The organism is Psychrobacter sanguinis, from assembly GCF_020736705.1.
GTDB classification, from domain to species: domain Bacteria; phylum Pseudomonadota; class Gammaproteobacteria; order Pseudomonadales; family Moraxellaceae; genus Psychrobacter; species Psychrobacter sanguinis.
Genome location: NZ_CP085990.1, coordinates 419,328 through 444,897, shown reverse-complemented (window position 1 = coordinate 444,897; position 25,570 = coordinate 419,328). Strand labels below are relative to the sequence as shown.

Annotated in this window: 18 protein-coding genes; 9 read left to right on the top strand and 9 right to left on the bottom strand. The window is 41.1% G+C overall.

Going from position 1 to position 25,570, the window contains the following annotated elements; translation table 11 throughout:
* Positions 1-174 precede the first annotated feature (174 nt).
* From lepB to pdxJ, 5 genes are all read left to right on the top strand, one after another.
* Entirely contained in the window at positions 175-1,302 is a 1,128-nt protein-coding gene (gene lepB / locus LK453_RS01915; RefSeq protein ID WP_201526948.1) for a signal peptidase I, read from the top strand.
* A 240-nt stretch (positions 1,303-1,542) separates the two neighbouring features.
* On the top strand, positions 1,543-2,313 hold the full coding sequence (gene rnc, locus LK453_RS01910; protein WP_227673730.1) for a ribonuclease III: 771 nt from the start codon (positions 1,543-1,545) through the stop codon (positions 2,311-2,313).
* Between the two features lie 180 nt (positions 2,314-2,493).
* Positions 2,494-3,510 carry a GTPase Era gene (gene era / locus LK453_RS01905; protein ID WP_201526945.1) on the top strand — a complete coding sequence of 339 codons (1,017 nt, stop codon included), beginning with the start codon at positions 2,494-2,496 and terminating at the stop codon, positions 3,508-3,510.
* A 194-nt stretch (positions 3,511-3,704) separates the two neighbouring features.
* On the top strand, positions 3,705-4,547 hold the full coding sequence (gene recO, locus LK453_RS01900; protein WP_201537533.1) for a DNA repair protein RecO: 843 nt from the start codon (positions 3,705-3,707) through the stop codon (positions 4,545-4,547).
* 247 nt (positions 4,548-4,794) lie between these two features.
* A complete protein-coding gene (gene pdxJ, locus LK453_RS01895; RefSeq protein WP_007394298.1) occupies positions 4,795-5,556 on the top strand; it encodes a pyridoxine 5'-phosphate synthase in 762 nt (253 codons plus the stop codon).
* A 210-nt stretch (positions 5,557-5,766) separates the two neighbouring features.
* Here pdxJ and LK453_RS01890 read toward each other — a convergent pair whose 3' ends face one another.
* The gene (locus LK453_RS01890) at positions 5,767-6,399 is read right to left on the bottom strand and encodes a prepilin-type N-terminal cleavage/methylation domain-containing protein (protein ID WP_227954045.1); all 633 of its coding nucleotides are present in this window, start codon (positions 6,397-6,399) and stop codon (positions 5,767-5,769) included.
* Positions 6,400-6,888: 489 nt separating this feature from the next.
* Here LK453_RS01890 and LK453_RS01885 point away from each other — a divergent pair, with 489 nt between their 5' ends.
* The 3 genes from LK453_RS01885 (at position 6,889) to mscL (ending at position 10,869) form a co-directional block, all read left to right on the top strand.
* Positions 6,889-8,040 (top strand): OmpA family protein, encoded by a 1,152-nt coding sequence (locus LK453_RS01885; protein WP_201536324.1) that lies wholly within the window; start codon positions 6,889-6,891, stop codon positions 8,038-8,040.
* 200 nt (positions 8,041-8,240) lie between these two features.
* Positions 8,241-10,088, top strand: a complete 1,848-nt coding sequence (gene typA / locus LK453_RS01880) for a translational GTPase TypA (RefSeq protein WP_201526925.1) — start codon at positions 8,241-8,243, stop codon at positions 10,086-10,088.
* A gap of 349 nt (positions 10,089-10,437) precedes the next feature.
* On the top strand, positions 10,438-10,869 hold the full coding sequence (gene mscL / locus LK453_RS01875) for a large conductance mechanosensitive channel protein MscL (protein WP_201526921.1): 432 nt from the start codon (positions 10,438-10,440) through the stop codon (positions 10,867-10,869).
* A gap of 110 nt (positions 10,870-10,979) precedes the next feature.
* Here the strand turns inward: mscL and mutM are convergent, their stop codons facing one another.
* The 8 genes from mutM to cysM form a co-directional block, all read right to left on the bottom strand.
* Positions 10,980-11,930: a bifunctional DNA-formamidopyrimidine glycosylase/DNA-(apurinic or apyrimidinic site) lyase gene (mutM, locus tag LK453_RS01870; protein ID WP_201536329.1), complete on the bottom strand. Its 951-nt coding sequence runs from the start codon at positions 11,928-11,930 to the stop codon at positions 10,980-10,982.
* Positions 11,931-11,962: 32 nt separating this feature from the next.
* Entirely contained in the window at positions 11,963-14,611 is a 2,649-nt protein-coding gene (locus tag LK453_RS01865) for a RelA/SpoT family protein (protein ID WP_379652660.1), read from the bottom strand.
* 254 nt (positions 14,612-14,865) lie between these two features.
* Complete coding sequence (gene rlmD, locus LK453_RS01860) at positions 14,866-16,419, bottom strand: 23S rRNA (uracil(1939)-C(5))-methyltransferase RlmD (RefSeq protein WP_201536349.1); 1,554 nt, start codon at positions 16,417-16,419, stop codon at positions 14,866-14,868.
* A 149-nt stretch (positions 16,420-16,568) separates the two neighbouring features.
* A complete protein-coding gene (locus LK453_RS01855; protein ID WP_201536352.1) occupies positions 16,569-18,071 on the bottom strand; it encodes a tripartite tricarboxylate transporter permease in 1,503 nt (500 codons plus the stop codon).
* Between the two features lie 3 nt (positions 18,072-18,074).
* On the bottom strand, positions 18,075-18,530 hold the full coding sequence (locus LK453_RS01850; RefSeq protein WP_201536355.1) for a tripartite tricarboxylate transporter TctB family protein: 456 nt from the start codon (positions 18,528-18,530) through the stop codon (positions 18,075-18,077).
* A 93-nt stretch (positions 18,531-18,623) separates the two neighbouring features.
* The gene (locus LK453_RS01845) at positions 18,624-19,646 is read right to left on the bottom strand and encodes a Bug family tripartite tricarboxylate transporter substrate binding protein (RefSeq protein ID WP_201536358.1); all 1,023 of its coding nucleotides are present in this window, start codon (positions 19,644-19,646) and stop codon (positions 18,624-18,626) included.
* Between the two features lie 238 nt (positions 19,647-19,884).
* Complete coding sequence (locus tag LK453_RS01840) at positions 19,885-20,697, bottom strand: 3'-5' exonuclease (RefSeq protein ID WP_201536361.1); 813 nt, start codon at positions 20,695-20,697, stop codon at positions 19,885-19,887.
* 160 nt (positions 20,698-20,857) lie between these two features.
* A complete protein-coding gene (gene cysM / locus LK453_RS01835) occupies positions 20,858-21,805 on the bottom strand; it encodes a cysteine synthase CysM (protein ID WP_007394288.1) in 948 nt (315 codons plus the stop codon).
* Positions 21,806-22,082: 277 nt separating this feature from the next.
* Between cysM and LK453_RS01830 the strand changes: the two genes are divergently transcribed.
* The gene (locus LK453_RS01830) at positions 22,083-25,529 is read left to right on the top strand and encodes a histidine kinase dimerization/phospho-acceptor domain-containing protein (RefSeq protein WP_201536364.1); all 3,447 of its coding nucleotides are present in this window, start codon (positions 22,083-22,085) and stop codon (positions 25,527-25,529) included.
* Positions 25,530-25,570: the final 41 nt, after the last annotated feature.

Below are 25,570 nucleotides of genomic sequence, written 5' to 3'. Positions count from 1 at the left end.
CTCAAGCCTTTTAGGTTTGGGCCAAATTAATACGATTTACCAATCAGCTAAAGCGTTGTCAGCCAAAGAATTGTGCTGAAGACAAAAAGCAACCGATCAATAGCAGAAGCGTGGCGGATATATTAGTTACCTTCATCGAGTTTTAGAAAATAATGACGTGGCTAAGGCAGCAGTATGGACTTTGACTTTAATATAATTTTAGTGCCAGTAACCTTAATTCTTGGGTTGATATGGCTGCTGGACAAGTTCTGGCTTAAGCAGCACAATAAGTCTAAGACGGGTAACTCGAAAGAAATACAGGCAGCTCAAGCAAATCTAGCGGCCAAAAAGAGCGCTTATATTCAGTCGTTGTCTCAACACAACATGCTCACTAGTGATAATGATGAGGCCTTAGAGTCAATTGCCATAGATGAAGCGCCAATGCCCGTTAAGCAGGCAGAGCGTGAGTATCGTGAGGCGAAGCGCCATGCTAATATTGCTACCAGTCAAAAGCTGGCCAAAAGTTCAGATGAGCATTTTTTAGTACGTTGGGCTTATGATTACTTTCCTGTATTGGCCATTGTATTAGTAGTACGCTCATTTATCGTTGAACCTTTTAACATACCTTCTTCCTCGATGGTCCCAACGCTTTATACTGGTGACTTTGTGGCGGTTAATAAGTATGCTTATGGTATTCGCTTACCGCTGACTTATAATAAAGTGATTGATGTGGGTCAGCCAGAGCATGGTGATGTGGTTGTTTTTAGATATCCGGAAAACCCTAAGATTTATTACATCAAACGTATCATTGGTCTACCAGGAGATACGGTTAGCTTTAATAACGGCAAACTGGCGGTAAATGGTAATGTACTGCCTAGTGAGCAAGTAGAATTTACTGCTGATGCCGCTTTAACTGATCAATTGTATACACCAGTGAAAGGCAGCGACCCGAGCAGACAGTGGGATTTGTCGCCTGAAGATGCGGTCGTGGTCGCACAGACAGAAGAAAGTGGTGCGCGATATTATCAAGAGAAGTTGGGTGAGCACACGTATCTTCGTCGTTATTTAGCCCCTACTTTAATTCGTGAAGAGTACTCAAACTTCTTAGAACAACCGATAACACATGCGAGCAACTGGTCGGTTACAGTGCCAGAAGGTAATTACTTTGTTATGGGTGATAACTCTGATCGCAGTGAAGATGGACGTTACTGGGGTTATGTGCCTGATGAAAATTTAGCGGGTAAAGCAGTTTATGTATGGATGCATAAGAAGCCAGGTCTGTCTAACTTACCCACATTTAGCCATAATCGACCCATTGATTAAGTCTTATACTATTTGAGCAGTTTCTTTATCTAACATTTATTATCCGTTAATATCTTTTATGCGGTAAATGATAGAAGCTAAAGAGACTGCCATAATTCAAACATTCTATTTAATCCCTTCAATTAATATACATAGCTGTTTTTAACTGTATTTAAAGTTGATTAACAGTTCTTAATGTGCCGAAATAATATGCCAAAAGTTTTTAAAAAAGAGAGCGGTGATAAAAGTAAAGTAACAGAAATGGCTGATATAGTAGCTTCTACTAAACAGCCACCCAAACAACGTTATACCAGTTTTGAGCAAGGATTGGCCAGTTTACAAAAAGTCTTGGGATATACTTTTAAAGATACTAGTCTGGCAAAACTTGCTTTAACACACCGCTCTTTTGATGGCAAAATTAACTATGAGCGTTTAGAGTTTCTAGGGGATGCCTTACTGGGAATGATCATTGGTGAAGCATTGTATTACCAATATCCTAACCAAAATGAAGGTCGACTCACGCGTATGAGAGCCACTTTGGTACGCCAAGAGTCGTTAGTGATCGTGGCACAGAAGTTAAACTTATCCTCACATCTGATTTTGGGAGTCGGTGAGCGTAAGGGTGGAGGACGTGAGCGGGCCTCAATATTAGCAGACACGGTAGAGTCCTTAATCGGTGCCATTTATCTCGATAGTCAGAGTGTTGATGTGGTTAAAGCCTGTGTGTTGGATTGGTTCGCTGAATTAATCAACAACGTCAATGATCAAAGAGTTTTAAAAGACGCCAAGAGTCGACTGCAAGAATGGCTACAGGGCCATAAGTATGAACTACCTAACTATGAGTTGTTAGAGACTCAAGGCAATGCGCCAAATCAAATATTTATTGTACGGTGTGAAGTAGAAGTGCCACATAGTACGCCTATTATTGAATCTGGTGAAAGTCGCCGTATCGCTGAGCAAAAAACGGCTGAAAAGATGATCAACCAACTTAATAAGCTTGTCAGTGATCGTATTATTAAAGTGAAGCTGTAGACTCAAGACCTTAGTGTAAACTGCAAACTATAATCTAATGTAAACTCTAAAATGCAAACTATAAACAGTATAGTTCGTTCTAATTCTAGGTTGGCTTAGTAACCTATTAACCCTCTACAAAATTAAATTGAAGCCCTTAATTCAAGTGCTTCCACAAGATAACATCGGATAAACAGATATATGTCAAATGCACCACAAGAAAATAAAGAATTAGACCTTCAGTCAACAGACACGACTGATAACCTGTTAGATAGCTTCTTTAATGAAGAGTCATTGCCAGAAGACTATCGCGCGGGCTACGTTGCCATCGTGGGTCGTCCTAACGTGGGTAAATCAACTTTAATGAATCACATGTTGGGACAAAAGTTGTCAATCACCTCACGTAAACCACAAACTACCCGTCATCGCATTCATGGCATTCTGTCCAATTCAGAGATGCAAGCGGTATTTGTTGATACCCCAGGTATTCATAGCAACGAAGTTCGCCTTATTAATGAGCGCATGAACAAAGCGGCTTTTTCAGCGTTGGTTGATGTGGATTTAGTTTTATTTGTGGTTGATGGTGAGCAGTGGCGTGAAGATGATTTGTTGACGCTTGAGAAAATCGGCGAAACGGATACCCCTGTGGTATTGGTTATTAATAAAGCTGATACTATTAAAGACAAAGGCTCTATCTTACCGCTAATTGAAACCTATCATGAAAACTTTGAGTTTGCTGACATCGTACCGGTGTCTGCCTTAAAAAATCAGAACTTAGAACGATTAGAACAAGTGATTCGCTCACACCTGCCACAGGGTGCGCCTATTTATGATACAGAGCAAATTACTGATCGTAGTGAACGTTTCTTAGCCAGTGAAATTATTCGCGAAAAAATCATGCGCCAATCAGGTGACGAAGTACCTTATGATTTAACGGTACAGATTGATGAGTTCAAAGATGAGCCAGCGCATATTGATCCTAAGACTGGACGTAAGCGTAAAGCTGTGACCTTTATTGATGCCACTATTTTTGTTGAGCGTAATGGTCAAAAAGCGATTATCATTGGTGATAAAGGCAGCCGTATTAAACAGATTGGTATGGCCGCACGTGAAGATATGGAAGCTTTATTTGAACGTAAAATCATGCTTAACCTATGGGTTAAAGTGAAGCAGGGCTGGTCAGATGATGCCCGTGCCTTGACCAGTTTGGGATACTAATTTAACGGTCGCTATAGCATGACAGTAAACTATTAATAAATAGTAAACCGTCAATGAGCGACTAAAATTAGTATCAAATCATTAGTCGTTCGTTGTTATTTATAAACCAATAACGATAAGCGGCTAATGATAAATTGGGTTGAAGAGGGGCGCGTTAGTCAAAATCTTACTAGCATATAGGATGGGTAATCACATTGCGTAATGAGCCATTAAATGCGTATAGTTTGCATCAACGCCCCTATCAAGAAAAAAGAAGCATCTATTATTTGCTGACCAAAGAGCATGGTATCTTGCATGGTATTGCCAAAAAGGGCATTCCCCAATTTGTGCCTTTAATGCTCTTTGCGACTGGCAAAAAATCCTTAAAGACCTTGCAACAGGTCAACATTGTCGAAGCCGTTCCAAGCTTGATGGGCCAACAACAGTATGCGGCTCTATACCTTAATGAAATTACCTTAAAACTATTGCCCGTGGAAGACAGTATGCCTGTCGTTTACGAGCAATACAGTCGAACCATTCGCCAATTACAGCAGCCATTAAGCTTGGATCAGTTAAAACTTGTTTTACGACTTTATGAACAGGTTTTGTTTAGCGAGCTCGGCTTCGCCATTGACTTTGAACAAGATAGTGAGCAGGCAATAATTGATGAGAAACAGTGGTACTACTTTGCTCCTGATAGAGGATGGGTCAAGCAATCAATGACCAAAGCAGCGCTAGATGCTCAGGATGCTATGATTCAAGATACTACGATTCAGGAAACGGGTGTTTTCCATGGTAGTGATGTCGAAACTACAGATACCGTTGATACTACTCAAAGCGAACAAGACTCTGAATCTAGTCTTAATCAACGCAACCCTTCAGCCTTTATGCAACAGTTTCCTATCTCAGGCGAGACAATCATAGCCATGCAATCAGGCATTAGTCCTCAAACCATTAACAGTTGGACTGATATTCATCGCCAACTTATTGATCATTTATTTGACTATCAGCCTTTACAAAGCCGCATTTTGTGGCAACAGTTTTATCGTTATCAATAAACTATAATAAACTAGCTGGCAGATACTGGTAAAGTCAGAGGTTGTTTTAAATCGACGTAGTGCTAAGCTTGGTTTTATCTTATATAGTTCGGTCTACGTTATTGTGATCTACATTATATTATTGTCAATTATTAATTATTAATTATTAATTATTAATTATTAATTATTAATTATTAATTATTATCCTTACTAGGTTGTTTCTTTTACTGTTGTTATGACTTTATTAAGTCAGCTAGGGTGACATATTATGAATAAAATGGTTCCAACCGCTGTTAAGACACCATTATTGGGTGTCAATATTGACCACGTGGCCACACTTCGTCAGGCACGTGGGGTTAATTACCCTGATCCAGTGGAAGCTGCCTTACTTTGTGAGCAAGCAGGGGCAGATGGTATCACTCTTCATTTAAGAGAAGACAGACGTCACATCCAAGATGACGATGTCTATCGTATGAAGCCTTTATTAAAGACTCGTATGAACTTAGAAATGGCCACTACCGAAGAGATGTTAAATATCGCGCTAGAGGTCAAGCCTGAATGGATTTGCTTAGTGCCAGAAAAGCGTGAAGAACTGACCACAGAAGGGGGGCTAGACGTGGCCTCGCAGGTAGAAAATATTAAACGCTACATAGCGTCTCTACATCAAGTCGGCAGCAAAGTTTCTTTATTTATTGATCCAGATGCCAAACAGATAGATGCAGCCATAGCTTGTAAGGCAGATGCTATTGAGCTACATACCGGACAATATGCTGAGGCGACATTGGCCAAAGAAAGTACGGCGATTGAACATGAGCTAAATAGAATAAAATCAGCTACCAAATATGCCCTATCGCAACAAGAGACATTGATTGTTAATGCCGGCCATGGTTTAACACGTGATAATGTGTCTGCCATTGCTCGTATTCCAGGCATCTATGAGCTTAATATAGGTCATGCCTTAATTGCCGATAGTGTGTTTATGGGGCTTGAAAAGGCGGTTGCTACTATGAAGCAGGCAATGCAAGGTTAGGGTTTGTAAATTAACTGCAGCCTATAATTTAGAGTGTATTAATTGTATGTGTGAGGGTAAGGGTGTGGATGGCTGTTCATCGTCCAATTAACTAACCAACGTTGCCTTAATCTATCGTAATGCTCTCTGGTGTCTTATTAACTGGTTTTAGCAATTAGTGATCAACAAGAGGGTTCAAGTGATTGGGCAATCAAGTCAAGTAAAAAGTTCTTAAGGGCAACCCGTCTTTTTAAGTCCATAGGGCTTAAAGCGGTGGTTACCTTGTTGGTTTAATGAGATTTGATACATATTATGGATTGAATGATTATTAGGACAATATTTTATGTGACCGAAATGTCCACGAGGTAATCCACTATCACCAAAGAACTTGATATAGTTACGCTTTCCTGCATGCAAATACACTCTACCATAATCTAAATGTAGAGGTTGCTGTAGGATCATTTGATTAATGGCACTATTAAACTGATGATTGCCATCGATATCACTGAAAATTAATAAGTATTCTTTTGCCTGTTTATGGCATTGATAATTAGCATCTGCTAGACAGAGTATGGTGTCTTGACGCTGCATGAAGCTGTGTGCTTTAGCAGTTCGAAAGCCATCGGTTATATGACTGCGTACTTCTTTGGCCTCCCAAGTTCTTAAGGTAGTGATAAAAGAGGGGAGTGCTATTGTAGTCATGGTGGCTAAGATAATCAAGGTTAATAGCAACTCTAATAAAGTAAAGCCTTGATTATGGATATTTCTATCAGAGAAGTGAAGTTTATCCACTGAGTATAGCCTAAAGTTATGTGTTCCCTGCACTTCGTTAGGTACAGCATATCGCAACTTAACAATAGACATGTGCATTGTAGATAAGCCTTATAGTAAGTTTAGCTAAATATATAGTAAAACTCAACAAAGGCCTACTTATAATAGGGAAATATAACCTATTGTCAAATTTTGTTACATTTGGTGAAAAAGTAGGGCTTAAGGATAGAACTATTTGAGCGTATGTATTAGAATTGCCTTTAGTAAGTTGTGTATCACATTTAGTTATATTTAATTACATATCATTTAATCACATAACAGAATAAATGTACCCATTATAATGTGATTGATTTGAGTTAGTGTTTAATAATCGATTACAATGTAATTAGTAAATGGGTTATGTGATTTTTATGTGTACTAGATGACTGGGTCACAAAAATATGTTGTAAATAAATTAATTTATATATAAGCTATTATGCGAAAGTATAAATTAGTGCTTAGTTCGTTTTAAAAATGTCCTGAGTATACAAATTAGAGATATTAAGTGTTTTTTGCACACAAACCGTCCCTTGGAGGAAGTTTATGAAACTTAACAAAATTACTTTGGCATTGATTGCCGCTGCTGCAGCGCCAGTAATGGCAACTGCTGGCGTAACTGTGAGCCCAGTATTACTTGGTTATCACTTCACTGAAACTAATGATGATGACTACGAAAAAGAAGATCTTCGTTTTTCTACTGAAGACGATCTATACACTGGTGCTGCACTAGGTATTGAATTGACTCCTTCAACTCAGTTCCAAGTTGAATATGGTGTAACTGATTCAGACGCTCTATATAAAGGCGACAAAATTGGTGATGCTGAGCGTGAAATGATCAGTGGTAACTTCCTAGTAGGCTTTGATGAGTTCTCAGGCTACCGTGACACTGCTTTCCGTCCATACGCTTTAATCGGTGCCGGTCAACAGAAAATCGAAGTTAAAGATTCAGCTGGTAAACAAGTTCGTCAAACTACTGATACCATTGGTAACCTAGGTCTAGGTGCTATGTACCGTATCAACGATGCACTAAGCCTACGTGGTGAAGCTCGTGCGATCCATAACTTTGACTATGATCTATGGGATTACATGGGTCTAGCTGGTCTAGAAGTAGTTCTAGGCGGTCACTTAGCTCCTGCAGTAGTTGCTCCAGCAACTATGGTTGAACCAACTCCAGTAGTTGTGGTTGAAGCTGACCAAGACAGCGATGGCGATGGCGTAATCGATAGATTAGACCAGTGCCCTAACACTCCTGCTAACGTAGTAGTAGATGAAACTGGTTGTCCAGTACAAGTTCAGATCGATGACGAACTGAAAATGGAACTACGTGTATTCTTCGATAACGATAAATCAGTTATCAAAGAGCAGTACAAGCCTGAAATCGCTAAAGTAGCAGAAAAAATGCGTGAGTATCCAAACTCATCAGCTAGCATCGAAGGTCACGCTTCTAAGACTGGTCCATCAGCTCGTTACAACCAACGTCTATCTGAAGCCCGTGCAATCGCTGTTAAAACTATGCTAACTAACGAATTTGGCGTTGCGCCAAACCGTCTAAGCACAGTTGGTTACGGTTATGACCGTCCAATCGCGCCAAACGATACTGAAGAAGGTCGCGCAATGAACCGTCGTGTATACGCTGTTATCACTGGTAACAAGAGCATGACTGTTGACCAAACTAAAGATATGAACGTTCAATAATATCTTAAGTATGTTTTAGTAGTTATTTGAAAAAAAGCTGCCAAATTGGTGGCTTTTTTTCGTTATATACCATTAGTAACCTTTACATTTTTCTTAATGCATTCACAAAATCAGTTTATTAACTGTAATACAAAGGTGTTATACTTCGAGCGTGAAAAGAGTTACTGATTATTACCCGAAAAATATTGAGTCTTTAAAATATGTCTAACGAAATAAAAAATTTACGCAATATCGCTATTATTGCTCACGTCGACCATGGTAAAACCACCTTAGTTGATACACTATTACATCAATCTGGTACCTTCGACGGGCGTGCAAATATTGCAGAACGCGCAATGGATTCAGGCGCAATTGAACAAGAACGTGGTATTACGATTCTTGCGAAAAACACTGCCATTAAGTGGAAACATCCCGATAGAGATATTGAATATCGCATCAATATTGTAGATACCCCGGGTCACGCCGACTTCGGTGGTGAAGTAGAACGCGTAATGTCTATGGTTGACTGCGTACTATTGGTAGTAGATGCTATTGATGGCCCTATGCCACAAACTCGCTTCGTGACTCAAAAGGCATTCGAACAAGGTTTGAAGCCAATCGTTGTTATTAACAAAATTGACCGTCCAGGTTCGCGTCCTGATTGGGTAATGGATCAAATATTTGATCTATTCGACAATCTTGGTGCCAGTGATGAGCAACTAGATTTTCACGTAGTATATGCATCAGCCTTAAATGGTATTGCTGGCTTAGACCCAGAAAATCTTGCACCAGATATGACGCCATTATTCGAAACAATCGTCGATGTGGTAGAGCCGCCCCAAGTAGATGCAGATGCGCCTTTCCGTATGCAGATTTCAAGCCTTGATTACAATAACTTCGTAGGGGTTATTGGTGTTGGCCGTATTGAGCGTGGTCGTATTTCTACCAACACGCCAGTTACTGTAATCGATAAAGATGGTAATACGCGTAATGGACGTATTCTAAAAATCATGGGTTATCATGGTTTAGACCGTATCGATGTTGAAGACGCACAAGCAGGTGATATTGTATGTATCACAGGTATTGATGCCTTAAACATCTCAGATACTATTTGTGATCCTAATAATGTTGAAGCCTTACCGCCACTTACGGTAGATGAGCCAACAGTTTCTATGACCTTCCAGGTGAACAACTCACCATTCGCAGGTCGTGAAGGTAAATTTGTAACGTCACGTAATATTCGTGAGCGTCTAGAACGTGAACTTATTCATAACGTTGCTTTACGTGTGGAAGACACTGAATCAGCAGAGAAGTTTAAAGTATCAGGTCGTGGTGAGCTTCATTTATCAGTACTGATTGAAAACATGCGCCGTGAAGGGTATGAATTGGCTGTATCACGTCCTGAAGTTATCGTTAAAGAAGTTGATGGTAAGTTACAAGAGCCATATGAAAACGTTATCTTTGATGTGGAAGAACAGCATCAAGGTCCTATCATGGAACAAATAGGTCTGCGTAAAGGCGAAATGACAGATATGCAACTAGACGGCAAAGGCCGTATGCGTATTGAAGCAACTATGCCTGCCCGTGGTCTAATCGGCTTCCGTTCAGAGTTCCTTACTTTAACTTCAGGTACGGGTATCTTGACCTCTAGTTTCTCTCATTACGGTCCACAAAAGATCGGTGATGTAGGCGGACGTACCAACGGTGTTCTAGTATCAATGGCAAACGGTGTTTGTTTAGGTTATGCCTTATTTAACCTTCAGAAGCGTGGTAAGCTTTTCGCTGAACCACAACTTGAAGTATATGAAGGTATGATTGTTGGTCTTAACTCACGTAGTGATGACATGGTTGTTAACCCAACAACCGCTAAACAGTTAACGAACGTTCGTGCCAGTGGTACTGATGAAGCGTTGACTCTAGTACCTGCTGTTAAGTTTACGTTAGAGCAAGCACTTGAGTTTATCGAAGATGATGAATTAGTTGAAGTAACACCTAAGTCAATTCGTCTACGTAAAAAATATCTGACTGAAAGTGAGCGTAAGCGTCACGGCCGTAAAAAAGAGAAATAAATCAAATAGTTGCTAATTCAGATCTAAATGTCAGTAATAAATTAGCATTAAATTGAGTGAGATTCTTGTATTTATCTCTCAAAAATAGGTCAATTATTTACATTTTGACTACTGAATAGCTTTTTGGAAGAGTTAATATAGGCGCATTGTCTATGTTAACTCTTTTTTATTTTGTGTTTAGTCTGTTTAACATATAACAATTAAATGGAATATTAACAGTCCATCTTTCTTGATGGATTTCTGTGTTACCCCCTTATTTTGTACGACCTTAAGGCGTTAAGCATTTCGGTATTTGCTTACATCGTTGGCTCGTGCTTTTTGATTAAGTTTTTATTTTGGAGGAAAAATTATGAGTATGATGTCAGAGTTTAAAGAGTTTGCCCTAAAGGGTAATGTTATGGATTTAGCAGTGGGTGTGATCATTGGTGGCGCATTCTCAGGTATCACAAACTCTTTGGTTGAAGATGTGATCATGCCAATCGTTGCTTTCATCGCTGGCGGTGAGATTAACTTTAAGAACATGTTTATTTTATTAGGCGATGCCCCAGAAGGCGTTGCCATGACTTATGATGCATTGAAAGCAGCTGGTGTTCCCTTATTGGCTTATGGTAGCTTCATCACCGTACTTATTAACTTCTTAATCTTAGCCTTCATTATCTTTATGATGGTGAAAGGTATGAACAAAATGCGCCGTAATAACAAAGTGGAAGAGGTGGTTGAAGAGACCCCGTCAGAAGAAATTTTATTGCTTCGTGAAATTAGCCAAAAGCTAAGCAAGTAACCCTCTAAGCAGTAACTGCACAAGTTAGAAAATAAATAAAAAAAAGAGACTACCTACGGTTAGTCTCTTTTTTTATTCGCCCTATCTTATTAGATTCTGTTTACTTTAATTTACGAGTTAGCTTCAGGTTGGCAGTTTGGACAAAAAGTACTAGCACGGCCAGTAATAGTAACTTTATCAATCGTCGTGCCACAAGTAGGGCAGGGCTGTTTGTGTTTGCCATAAACCAGTAGTGTTTGTTGAAAATACCCTGTAGTCCCACTGGCCACAGTAAAGTCTCTTAGAGTTGAGCCGCCTTGGGTAATGGCACGTTTTAATATAACGCGAATATGCTCTGCTAGTACAGAGAGCTGGGATTTTGTAAGTTTATCGGCGGGAGTGCTAGGGTGAATACCAGATAAAAAGAGGCTTTCAGTGGCATAAATATTGCCCACACCTACCACAAAGACCTGATCCATTATTACTGCTTTAATTGAACGGGTAATGGGCTTTAATTCAGTTTTACTTTGCGGTTTACGGACTTTATTTTCTGAGAGTCTATGAATCTTGTCGTATAAATAATCCCCTGAAAATGCTTCATCTAAAGGTTCTATACCTAAATGACCAAGCAACTTTTGTTCATAATCGTCCAACCATAAAATAGCCCCAAAACGACGAGGATCATGGTAATGCAACTGGATAGGAGTTTGGGTGGCATCAGCGCTGGCATACTGCATGATTACATGATCATGCTTACGTTTTTCAGTGCCTACCGGAAATTGTTGTAGACTACCGGACATGCCTAAATGAATAATTAAGGCCTTAGTATCTCTAGCTGAGGCAATATTTATAATATTAGACTGTTTATTATTCAGAGAATCTTTGTTATCCCGTCTGAATTTTAAAATCAAATATTTTGCCCGACGTTCAATATCCTGAAGTACATAGCCTGTTAAGCTGTCTATATCTTGTGGTACAGGCCAACGTAATTTGGGCTGGAAAACCTCGACTGTCTCTACTTTTTTATTAAGTAAAGGTTTTAAACTGGTTCTGGTGGTTTCAACTTCAGGTAACTCGGGCATAAGGTGACTCAGGTATAGGAACTTAAAAGTATTTATACGGCTCGTCTGGCATGTAAGATACCAGGCTGTTGTTCAAGTTTGGCGAGTAGTTTTGACAATTGCGATAAGCCCGTTACTTCAAGACGGAATTTCAGATGGGCCACATTGTCGTCATCGCTGTTGGTGTCTACGCCTCGAATATTGATGTCTTCTTTATCAATTACTTGAGTAAGATCCCGCAATAAACCTCTTCTATCGTATGCCTCAATAATAATTTCTACGGGTTGATAACTGGTCTGTTGCGAGACCCAAGAGGCTGAAATTTGACGCTCAGGCTCTCGTTCAATTAATCGATTGTATTCTGCGCAGCCACGATTATGTACCGAGACACCACTACTTTGAGTGATATATCCAGCGATAGGCTCACCATAGACAGGCTGACAACAGTTGGCAAAACGCATTTCAATATTATCGAGCCCATCAATATTAATCTTATAAGCATCAAGCTTACCAGTAACTTTAGGATGGACACTTGGGGTGTAGTCCTGCTCTTCCTTATCGATGACTAAATCAAGCTCACGTGAAATATGACCCGTGAGCTGATGAAGCCCAATCTCACCGGTAACCAATCCTACCAAAATATCATCAGCAGAATTAACGTTAAAATGTTTAACGTAGTCTTTTAAGCTAATACTATTGGGATGGACCGATAAGCGCGCTAACTCTTTGGCCAACATTTGCTTACCGATTTCTAAGTTTTTATCGCGGTCTTGCTTGTTAAACCATTGACGTAACTTAGAACGCGCACGTGACGTTTGAATGTAGCCTAAAGACGGCACCAACCAATCACGATTGGGTTCACGAGAAGATTTGGTGATAATCTCGACTTGCTCACCCGTTTTTAATTGATAGGTCAAAGGCACATAGCGTTGGTTAACTCGAGCCGCTTGAGCACGGTTACCTACTTGGGTATGGACATAGTAAGCAAAATCTAAGACAGTAGCGCCTTTAGGTAATTCGGTAATATCACCATCACGGCTAAACACGTAAATGTGTTCTAGTTCCCCAAAATCTACCAGTTGCTCTTCATCTTCATCCACCTCAAACTCATCTATCAGTCCGTTATGAGTAAGGTTTTTGTTGGTGCTATCACTGCCCGCTAATAGTAACTGACGTAAAGAGTTAATCTTCTGATTGAGATACGCATCAGGCTTGTTTTTACCGCCTTCTTTATAGTTCACGTGAGCACACATACCCAACTCAGCCTCAAAGTGCATCTGATGAGTACGAATTTGAATCTCTAGCGATTTATTCTCAGCAATAACAGCCGTATGTAATGAGCGATAACCATTGGCTTTTGGATTGGTGATATAGTCATCAAATTGCTCAGGAATATGGCGCCACATACCATGGACCAGACCTAAGGTGTGATAGCATTCAGATTGGGTATCTACCAAAACCCGCAGTGCCCGAATATCATACAGCTGATCAAAAGATAAGCCTTTGAGTTTCATCTTACGGTAAATTGAATAGATGTGTTTGACCCGTCCTGAGACTTCACCTTTAATGCCTGCCTCTTTTAACGCTGCTTCAAGTTGAGCTTGCACTCGTTCAATGTATTCCTCGCGCTCGCTACGTTTTTCAGCCAATAGTTTGGCTATTTCTTTATAGCGGTCAGGGGCCAAATAACGAAACGCTAAGTCTTCTAACTCCCACTTTATTTGAGCAATGCCTAAGCGATGAGCTAAAGGGGCATAAATGGTCATAACCTCGCGTGCCACACGCTGTCTACGCTCTTCACTGGCGTAAGACAACTCTCTCATGGCAAAGGTACGCTCTGCTAGCTTAATAAGCACCACACGCACGTCATTGGTCATTGAGATAAGCATGCTGTAGATATTCGACAGCTGTTCTCGTTGATTATTAACGAAATGATCTTCTAGGCGCTTATTACTCTCAATGATTTCTGACAATTGTCCCATTGCCAACGCATCATTAACCAGCTTTGCCACTTCATCGCCAAAAACTTCTTGAATGCGTTCATGAGAAATAAGATTGGTACGGGCAGCACGGTACAGCATTGCGGCCGTTAAGGCATCTTCATCTTGGTAGAGATAGGTAAGGATATCGGTCATGCCAATACCAGTCATATAGGCGCTAGATCGATTACCTTCCTCATCTAAACTAGACTTAGTGCCCACCATTTCGCAAGCTTTTGCCAAATCTGGCAACTCTGGAATATTCACTCGATTAGAGACCGCTTTTAGCCAAGCGGGCAGATCAATAATAGTATTGTCTGCCAAGGTCTTGTTGTTACTAGACTCATCGGTAAAACTAGACTTGTCTTGTAGAGGCGTGTCTTTTAGGGGATTAAGGCCAGTGGAATCGTCACTGCTAAGCCCATTATGCGAGTAGGTCAGGGTATCAAGCTGAATCCTTCTGACTAACTCAGCATCGTTAAGAGGCAGGAAGTCCGCTTGAATCGAGCGGTCCATGGCAGTGGTCAATTTGGACGTGGATAATTGCTTTTTTAAGTCTTCATTAAGCAAATCAAAGGAAGCGCTCGCCCCAGGCTTATAGTATCCGTGTTGCTGCTGAGCAATCATTTGCGCAGCCATGGAGGCGCTGTCTTCAGTTGTTGTCTGACCATCAATAAGGGGTAACCCTTCGCGAACTTTTACCAAGTCTTCCTCCCTTAACATATATCGGACCGGCTTAATGACTTAAACCAGGTCCTGTACTATGCTATTTGCTATCACTTAACTATTATTCAGTATTATCTTATCTACAAATAATATTTCAAGCTTAGCTCTGTGAACAGTTGTGAATCAGCGTAATAAACTGACTCAAGAAACAATAAGTATTTTATAGTAAGTGATTGGCATCCATTAATGTGATAGTGAACTTAGGTATATCTTTAATTGCATAAGACCAATTGTTGGGTCTAAACCTTGACTTAAACCGCCTCAACTTTTTCAAAACGGGCAATCGATTCAACATGGCCGGTATGACAGAACATGTCCATAACACCCGCATCCGTTAAACGGTAACCTTGTTCAATCAGTGCTTTAGTATCGCGTGCTAGTGTAGCAGGATTACATGACACATAGACGATGCGAGAGGCATTAAAACGAGGCAGGTATTGCATCACTTCCCAAGCGCCAGAACGAGGCGGATCAATTAAGATAGCATCAAAGCCTTGCTGTGCCCAAGACTGATCACTAAAGTCTTGAGTTAAGTCTTGATTATAAAACTCAGTATTTGTAATACCATTACGCTTGGCATTGTCAGCGGCACGAGCCGTCATCGCATCAGAGCCTTCCACGCCAATAGCTAGGCCTTGTGAACCATCTTCACCACCCACCAAACGGGCTAATGGTAAACTAAAATTACCCAAGCCACTGAATAAGTCTAAAACACGTTCACCTGGCTTTAAGTCAAGCAAGTCGCATGCCAGCTTGGTCATTTTACGGTTTACAGACAAGTTAACCTGGGTGAAATCAGTCGGAATAAACTCATAAGTTAAGTCAAATTCAGGCAGTTGATAATACAAACGGCCAAACTGTTCCGTTAAATCATCGGTGTCGTGTAGGGCAATACGCTCGATGCTGTCAGGGCCTTTTGATTGCAAATAAAGCTGCCAACTGCGGGCTTTAAAGAAAGTCTTTAGCTTCTCGATATCAGATTCAGACAGCGGTTCAAGATGACGCAAAATAAGTGCCACAGGTTGGTCGCCATCGGCTAATTCCGGTATCGCTTCGCCCATTGCCAACTCAATTTGAGCAATATGTGAGCGTGCTTCTAGTGAGCTGATTAATGCTTTTAGATTCTCAATCTCAAAGCCAATGCGCTCATCTAAAATATGACACTCATTTAATTCAGCCAAGAAGTTACTGTTGCGCTCACGGAAGCCAACCAATGCAGTGTCTTTTTTGGCGACATAACGCACACCCATGCGTGCTTTGGTACGATAACCAAGGCGGTCTGCAACTACGGGCGGTAGCCAGTTATCAGGCTGGACATCGGCTTGGTGCTGTAGCAATTCTGCCAATACGGTTTGTTTAAAAGCAATCTGTCCATCGGGCTGCCAGTGCTGCAAGCTACAGCCGCCACATACCCCAAAATGAGGGCAAGGCGGAGTTTGACGCTCTGGATGTGCATTGTCTAGTAACTCAACTGCATCCCCTTCTTCAAAGCTTTTTCGGCTGTTGGTCAGTCTTACATTTACCGACTCATTAGGTAGGGCGAAGCTAACAAACACTTTCTTACCGTGCTTTTCTTCGATATGACCCTCATCGGTGCCAAAGCCATTGCCATATATAGCCACACCGCGGCCATCATGAGACAGACCATCTATTTTGAAAGGAAGCGGAGCGGCATCTTTTAGACGACGACGGACTCTTGAGCTTGGCTTGGAAAGTTTCTTACTTGGGGCCGCTGCAAGAGAAGAATTGTCTGTCGTGTTATCGGTCAAAGAAGAAGTATTGTTTGTGGTATCGGTGGGCTGCATAAACCTGCCTGTCTGTTAAATTTGCTAAAAATAGGGTATGAAAGATGGGAGAGATTTTAACACATAAAGCCTCAGCTTGAGGCCGTATATAAAAAAAGAGAGGGTCATAAGACCCTCTCTTTTTAATTAAGCAAACTGTTTTATATGGTTTAAGATACGGTTCTATATTTACGTCGGTATAAACTTCGAATAATTGGAAGAAATACCATCAGTAAAGCTAAGATCCATAGCGCTATAGTAATAGGGCTACTCCAAAGAATGCTTAATTCACCCTGAGAAATGGACAAGGCACGTCTCAAGTTAGACTCCATTAACTCTCCTAAGACATAGCCTAAAATAAGTGCAGAGAGAGGAAAATTTAGTTTTCGTAAGAAGTACCCAAATACGCCCAATGCAACCATAAAGATTAAGTCAAAGGTTGTACTATGAATCGAATAAACCCCAACGAAGCTAATAGCAGCAATGGCAGGTAGTAACATATAACTGGGGATGTTGAGTAATTTAGCAAAAAAACCTACTAAAGGGATATTTAGGACTAATAGAATGATATTACAAATAAAAAGTGAAGCAATTAAACCCCAAACAATATCAGGCTGTTCCGCAAATAATTGAGGGCCTGGGGTTATATTATAAAGAGTTAAAGCCCCCATCATAACAGCTGTAGTTCCCGATCCTGGGACGCCTAGCGTTAGCATAGGGATAAATGACCCACAAGCTGACGCATTATTAGCGGCCTCAGGGGCAGCTATTCCGCGTAAGTCGCCATCGCCAAACGTACCACTTTCACCCGCTATTTTTCTTTCACTAGCATACGTCATAGCACTAGCAATGGTAGCACCTGCTCCTGGAAGAATGCCAACAACAAATCCCATAAGTCCACTGCGAAGCATGGTGGCTAGACTAAATAAAAACTCTTTAAAGTTTAAAAGGCTACGTTTGCCCTGTTCTATAACTTTATGTCCCGTAGTCGTTCTTTCTAATAGAATCAGAATTTCACTGACGCTAAAAAAACCAATGACTATCGTGGTAAATTGAATGCCATCTGAAAGGTGTACTGAGTCAAAAGTAAATCGATAAATACCGGTAACAGCATCAACGCCTACGGTTGCTAACCCTAAACCTATTAGAGCAGCGATAGCTGTCTTTATAGGTTGATCACCCACTAAACCGCTTAAGCAGGTAATGGCGAATACCATGAGTACGAAATACTCAGCTGGACCAAAAGAAACCGCCCATTTTGCTAATAGTGGGGCAAATAAAACCACACCAATAGTCGCAATAGTGGCACCTATAAAAGAGCTAACTGCAGATAAAGACAATGCAATACCTGCTTTACCTTGACGTGCTAGGGGATAACCATCAAGTGTAGACATAATGGCACCAGCGTCACCAGGTACGTTAATTAGGATAGCAGAGATGCGACCCCCATATTCACATCCTAAATAAACAGCAGCTAACAAAATCAAGGCACTTTCTGGAGGTAGGCCAAGAGCATAGGCAAAAGGCAGTAGGATTGCTACACCATTAATAGGGCCTAGTCCTGGTAACATACCCACAATAGTTCCTATAAAAGCACCAATTAAGGCAATTAATAAGTTTTGTGGGGTCATAGCAATGGCAAAGCCATGCATCAAAAATTCAAAAGTACTCATCATTTACCCCCTTAGTCCTGAAAGAAATCCAAGCGGTAGTTTCACGTCTAGTAAAATATCAAATAAAATATATAAAAAGACGCTAAGCAGAGCAGAGTAAATTAGACTCTTTACCGGGCTACCACCAAACAACACTCCAACAGCAAATGACATTAGGGTTGTGGCAATAGGAAAACCAAGGGATTCAAAGAAAAGTCCGTAAACCAATAAAGCTACGGTACATAAGATAAGATTTCTAATAATAGGTGGCGTAAAGCCTAAGTCGATTTTTTGGGTAAATCGTGCAGGACGCACGGCTACTATAAGACTGCCTACAGCCAACATGGAAAATATTAGTATAGGATAAGGTCTTGGACCAATAGGATCATAGGCTATAGGGGCTGTATATCCCATAGCCAAATAAATACATCCTAAACTGACTAAGGCAAGTAGCCCTGAAAAAAGACGCTCCATCGTCATGATAATATCCCTGAAGCTAAAAATGAAAAGGCTAGCATTTTAGTGCCAGCCTTAATAAACTGGTTAGCAGTAAGTAATTACTTAATTAATGAACTATTTTTCTACTAGGTTAAATTCAGCAGACAGTTCACGTAATTCGCCTGTACGTTTGTAAACATATTGTTCAAGTTCTTCACCTGTCATTGAGAAAGGTAACAAGTCTTGTTGCTCACGAATTTCGGCAAATTTTGGATCAGCTAGCATAGTGTCAAAACTATTTTTCCACCATTTATAAGACGCTTCACTAACATCAGGACCCATATAGTAGCCACGAATTACCGGCCATACGACATCGTAACCTTGCTCTTTAGCAGTTGGGACATCGGCTAAATTACCTTTTAATCTTTCATCAGAGAATACAGCTAGAACACGCAGTTTCCCGGCGGTGACTTGAGGCATGACTTCAGCAAGACCTGAACTTACAGCTGTGATGTGATTACCTAAAACCGCAGTTACGGCTTCGCCACCCCCTTCCATAGCAACATAGGTCATAGTATTGGGATCAATACCTACTGTTTTAGCAAACATAGCGGTTTGTAGCCAGTCTTGTCCACCAACACTACCGCCTGCTCCGAAACTTACTGATTTAGGGTCTTTCTTAAGGGCATCTGCCAAGTCACTTAGGTTCTTGATAGGGGAGTCTGCACTGACTGAAATAGCCCCATAATCTGTTCCTACTGCAGCCAACCATTTGACATCTTTTTCGGTAAATTTACCAAATTTACCTTGGGATAGATTCAAGATTGAACCTGTCGAAAATGCGACGATGGCATCATTGTTAGCACGGTCGTTGCTGACAATCTTATTGTAAGCTACTGCACCAACGCCCCCTGGCATATAAGTAACGCGCATAGGTTTTTGTAACAAATTAGTATTTTTTAAACCAGATTGTGCCAGTTTACAAGTAAGATCAAATCCACCGCCTGGTTTTGCTGGAGCGATACATTCAGGACGAGAAGGTTCGCCCTCTGAATTGTTAGAAGCAGATGGATTTTTATCAGTATTATTACAAGCTGTTAAAGAGAGAACGGAAAGTCCGAAGACTAAATAAGATAGTTTTTTCACACTAAACTCCATTTTGTGTTGACTAACAAACTAAAGACAATCATTTATCCAATGATTTGATAACAGAAAATAATTCTGATAGGTATTGACGTGGTTATTTATGACTTTGAACCATTTATTCAATATTGTTACAGAACTATGTCTTAAGTAACAAATAATGCTACATAGAATATATAAATTCAATAGCCTAGATGAATGTTGCCACTATAATTATAAAGAGAGTTTAGTATCCGTTTAAACTGAAAGGTTTTTAGTTAACTGGCCAATAATCTAAAAAATCCTGATGACGAACGCTATCGTTTTCATTGCGCTTATTTTGCAAGAAATCACGGGTTTCAGCTTGCCACATGTCAAAGTCAGCAGACGAGATATTACCTATCAGACGCATCCAACGTAGGTAAATCAACCACGTATTTAGCACGTCGGATTCGCAATAAATAGAGAGTTGTTGCCACTGTTTTTGTGCCACCATTTCACCTACTTGACTACCATCTATGTCGCGCTTACCGGGCAAGCCATATAAATTAGCCACAATGCTCATTGCTTCGCGACGACTGCCACCATATTGGCTAAATCTATCCATTAAATCCAGATGGCGGGATTGATAGCGATTGACATAGTTGTCATAGCGCATGGCGTTGATGCGATTGCCTTCCTCAAATAATAACGGCACACTGAGGTCATACAGCATCGCTCGATAGATTAATACTGGAATATCGAAGCCTGACCCATTCCAACTGACCAACTGGGGCAACGTATTAAGGTCTTTAAAGGCGCGGAAGAAGGTGGATAAAATTTCTTTTTCTGAGAGAGTCTCAGCAGTTAATGAAAATAAAGAAAACTGACCCTCTTTGATATAAAACACAGAGATGCACACAATCTTATGTAGTGGCAAACGCATAAAATCATGGCCTGACTCTTGGATACGCAAGCTTGTCAAAGCTGTTAAAGCATCTTCATCGTTCAAATTGGCCAACTGCGGATAAACGCGACGCGCGCCTTCGATATCGGCGATGGTTTCAATATCGAATACCAAAACAGGATTTTTTAGAAAGTCAGTCATAGCGTATCTACTGTATTTATGTCACGTTATATAAGGGTGTTGCTTATGGGCCATCTTGTCATTTACAGGGCAGAGCATTTTCAATACTCGTTAAAGACGCTCTGCACACACTCCAAACTGTTAATTCAGTCTGAATTTGCTTATTCAGCGGTAACTTTACTTATTCAGCAGTAAATAGGCCAGTGGATAAATATCTATCACCACGATCACAAACAATAAATGCTATAACCGCATCAGGCTGAGTGTCTTTAATCTCTTTAGCAACTTCAATCGCTGCCCAAGCAGCGGCACCAGAAGAAACCCCAGCTAAGATACCTTCAGTACGGGCCAATTTACGCATGTAAACCTCTGCCGTATGTTGGCTAATGTCCATAGTGCGATCAATAACAGCAGGGTCATAAATTTCAGGTTTGTATTCTTCAGGCCAGCGGCGGATACCGGCGATAGAAGACTCATCATCAGGCTGTAGACCAATAACTTGAATGTTGGGGTTTTGCTCTTTTAGGTATTTACCCGTGCCAGAGATGGTACCTGTCGTGCCCATTGAACTAATAAAATGAGTGATACGGCCCCCAGTTTGACGCCATAATTCTGGACCAGTTGTCTCATAGTGAGCTGCACTATTGTCTGGGTTGGCAAACTGATTCAATACAATGCCTTTACCTTCAGCCTGTAGTTGTAACGCTTGATCGCGTGCGGCTTCAATACCTTCATCTACTTCGATTAAAGTTGCGCCATAGGCGGCCATCGCATCTTTACGTTCTTGTGTAGAGTTGGTTGGCATTAATAAGATCATATTGTAGCCACGCATCGCAGCAACCATCGCCAATGCAATACCGGTATTGCCGCTGGTGGCCTCAATTAAGGTATCCCCTGGTTTAATTTGTCCCCGGTTTTCGGCTTGTTGAATCATATTGAAAGCAGGGCGGTCTTTGACCGAGCTGGCAGGGTTGTTGCCTTCTAACTTAGCCAATACTTGTACTTGAGTGTCAATACCTTCAAGCTGCGGTAGACGCTGCAAAGACACCAAAGGGGTATTGCCGACGCAATCTGCTAGGGTAGTGACTTGTTCGAAGAAGTTAATGGGAGTTTGAGTCGTATTTGACATAGATGGCCTCAGTACACGTTATCGGTAGTATGGTGTGATTATAAGTGCGAAAGATTATAACATTTTGAGTCTCTCCAAGTTATCTGCAATGCGTTGAAAACCTGTTACACTTATTCTAACTTCTGCTTTGTCCTAAGTTGTGCTTTACTTGACCTAAGATTTACTCGACCTATAGTTTATTTGATGGTTTGTTTAATGATTTATTTAATAGGTTATTTACTAAATTGTTCCCCTAATCTATGACGGCTTCATGGCCCCTGAATAAAGTCTGGACCTAATGCGAAAGAAAATAATTGATTTTAGTAGTGCTTATGCACAGCTCATCTTGCTGGTGTTTTTACCGATTGTGGTATTGGCAGCGGTAGGCGCTTATTTGGTAGAAAAAGAGTCAAGTAAAGCAATTAAGTCTGAGCAACATACCTTGGCGACTGCTGCTTTAATACGCTATGAGCCTATGGTCAAACAACTGTTGCCTATTATCTTAAAAAACCAAGACCTAGATTTAAACAATCAAAGCCTAGAAAATAACCGCATCAATTTAGAGGCAACAGACACTAATAGCCAGAGCGGGCCAAAGTCAAAACTAGATAATGAAACAGAAGCATCCGAAGACGCTGCCACGCAAGTGACCAATATGTCATTGCCTGATGAGCTTAAGGGCAAAAATGGCGTCATTGAAAGTCAGCAGATTGAAAAAAATCTTCAGTCCTTGGATGACGTACAGAAGCGTATCAGCTATCTATTGTCGTCCATGAATAACAATCAGCATATTCAGCGTGTGGCCATTATCGATCAAGACGGTAAGGTATTGGCGTCTTCTGGTGACCAACAATCAGAGCCTTGGATTGATTTCAAACAGTATTCATTACTTGACCGAACGGCAGTGGACCAACAGGGATTTATCTCTAGCATACCGACTGATATGGGGACTGCTTACGGTCATTTATTAGGAGATTATGAAGGCAGGCAGTATTGGCTATTCGTCGATATGGACAATGAGCCGCTGACCATAGCCCAGTTAAAAGTATGGCTAGGTTTAGGGATTACGGGTCTGTTCACGCTGCTTATGTTGCTTTTAAGTTTGAATACCTACGCCAAGCGCTGGATTGCACCGATTTATAACTTAAGACTTTACCTACAGCAAATTACCCCTGAAAATATGTATTTGCCGGTCAATATTGAGTCGACTGGGGAGTTAAATCAGTTACAGCAAGACCTACTGAAGACTTTTAGACGTCTATATGGGGACTTTCAAGAGCTAAAAGACCACTCGGATCAGACCGAAGATGATTTACGGGATGCCTTTGATGAGATGGAGATGCAAAACATCTTTATTCGCGAGGCTCGCGACCAAGCAGTATCGAGTAGCCAAGCTAAGTCGGCCTTTCTTGCAAACATCAGTCATGAGTTACGAACGCCTTTGAACAGTATTGATGGGTTTATTAACTTATTGGCCCGTCATGGTGATTTGACAGCAGAGCAAGATTTGTACGTGCAGACCATTCGTAAATCCTCCGCTCATTTGTTGGCATTGGTAAATGATGTTTTAGACTTTTCAAAAATTGAAGCGGGTAAACTGGTGTTGGATAAACATGAGTTTAGCTTATACTCAGCAATCTACGATGTGATGGATATGTTGTCCCCTTTGGCAGCTGAAAAGGGGCTACGTATGGCAGTGATGTACTACAACGATGTGCCCAATACTATTATCGGTGATGCACTACGGGTGAAACAGGTATTAACCAATTTGGTGGGTAATGCCATTAAGTTTACCGATGTTGGTGAGGTGGTAATTCGGGTAGGCATTGACGAGGTAGAGGATGTGACCGTCATTGATATGCCGTCAGAGCAAGACAGTATCAAAGTTGAGGACCAAAGCAGTCAACCATCTGGCAGTATGATTCACATTGCTATTCAAGATACCGGTCATGGCTTGTCTGAACAAGCAAAAAGCTATCTGTTCAAAAGTTTTAGTCAAGGTGACCCTTCGATTACGCGTCAATATGGGGGTACGGGTTTGGGCTTGGTTATTTCCAAGCAATTAACCAGACTAATGGGGGGTAATATCGGCTTTTACAACAATGACAATGCCGGAGCAGAAGGGCAAGTGGTCGTGGCAGATTCCGCCTTACAGCCCACAGCCAATAAAAGCCCAGTACGCACCGGGGCAACCTTCTGGTTTAGTGTGCCTGCTCATGTGGAGGTCGATGTACCTGATGATATAGAGTTTGGTGCCACACATGAAGATTTAGAAGACGAAGATCAAATTAAGCTGCCTGTCCTACGACCTTTTGGCCAATCTACCGCAGACGACAAGCCATTTGAAATGTTGGTTTGGATAAACCACGGCCCAAGCATACAAGTATTTATGGCTGCCACGCGTCCATTAAATATGAATGTGACCATTGCCCGTTCTCTGGCAGGGGCGCTAGAGAAACTTAAAGAGGGAGGCAACCGCTGGGATTGGGTCATAATCGATGGTGGTGAGAGTGAAACGAGAGAGGACAAAGCCGCACTATTAAAACAGATTCGACTACATTATCAGGGTAAATTAGCGATTTATGGTTATCAAGTGTCGTTAGATGCGACGTTACTTGAGCGTTATAAAGCGATGGGACTGTATCAACCTTTCGACAAACGTCAACTCTATCGCATGCTAGACACCAGAACCACCCATGTTTCTACTTTAGTAGCACCACCGACTTGGCAAGGGGTGACCGTATTAGCAGTAGATGATCATCTGCCCAATTTGTTGGTACTTGATGCGTTATTAAGTGAGTTGGGTATCAAAGTGATCACCGCAAACAGTGGTTATGATGCCGTCGATATCATCAGTAAGCAGATTATGTACGATACTTATGAACCATCGGACGTCTCTATAGACCAAGACGTAGACGCTGCTAAGAATGTGAAAAAGGGTAAAAATGCTAAGATTGACTTGGTGTTTATGGATGTTCAAATGCCAAGGATGTCAGGTGACGAGGCAGCTAAGAAAATACGTCAATTAGAAGAAGATGCGCAAAAGCAACATCCGAATTATCACAAACGTTTACCAATTATCGCGTTAACTGCTCATGGCTTAGCCGATGGCAAAGACAAGTTAATTGCAGCGGGTATCGATGATTATGTCGGTAAACCCATTAGCCGACCTCAGTTATTGCAGATACTACAGCGCTGGTTGGGCCGGGGTGGTGAAACTCCTGCGAGTACTCTGAAACAAACGCTTAAAAGCTCACCTTCAAATACGGCAATCAACAATCAACCTGCTGAAGGAACGGTGTCTAATACAGAAGGTGGCGAGCTGCCGGTTGTGGATTGGCGAGATGCCTTAATGCGCTCAGCAAACAAAGCAGACTTGGCAAAACAGTTGTTGCTGATGATGCAAGACTCAGTCGAGAATGAGTTGATTGATCTTCAAAAAGCTTGGGATGATAGAGATCGAGAGCAGTTGGCACAAATCGCCCATCGAATTTTGGGGGCAAGTCGCTATTCTGGTGTGCCACAAATTCGCCAAGCCAGCCAGGACCTTGAAGACAAATGTCTGCTTAACGTACAGCACACCACGCCTTCACAGTTTAGTATGTTGGAGGAGTATTACAGCACGCTGATCACAAGCTTGAAGGTATTACAGGCATTAGATTTGGAAGCTTATATTACCCATCAAATGCAGCAGAATGAAGATAAGCCGTTAAGTGAAAATGATATGACTTGGAAAATGATTTAAGCCTATCAAAGTTATGATAGGTCCAACCTATATCGTTTTTA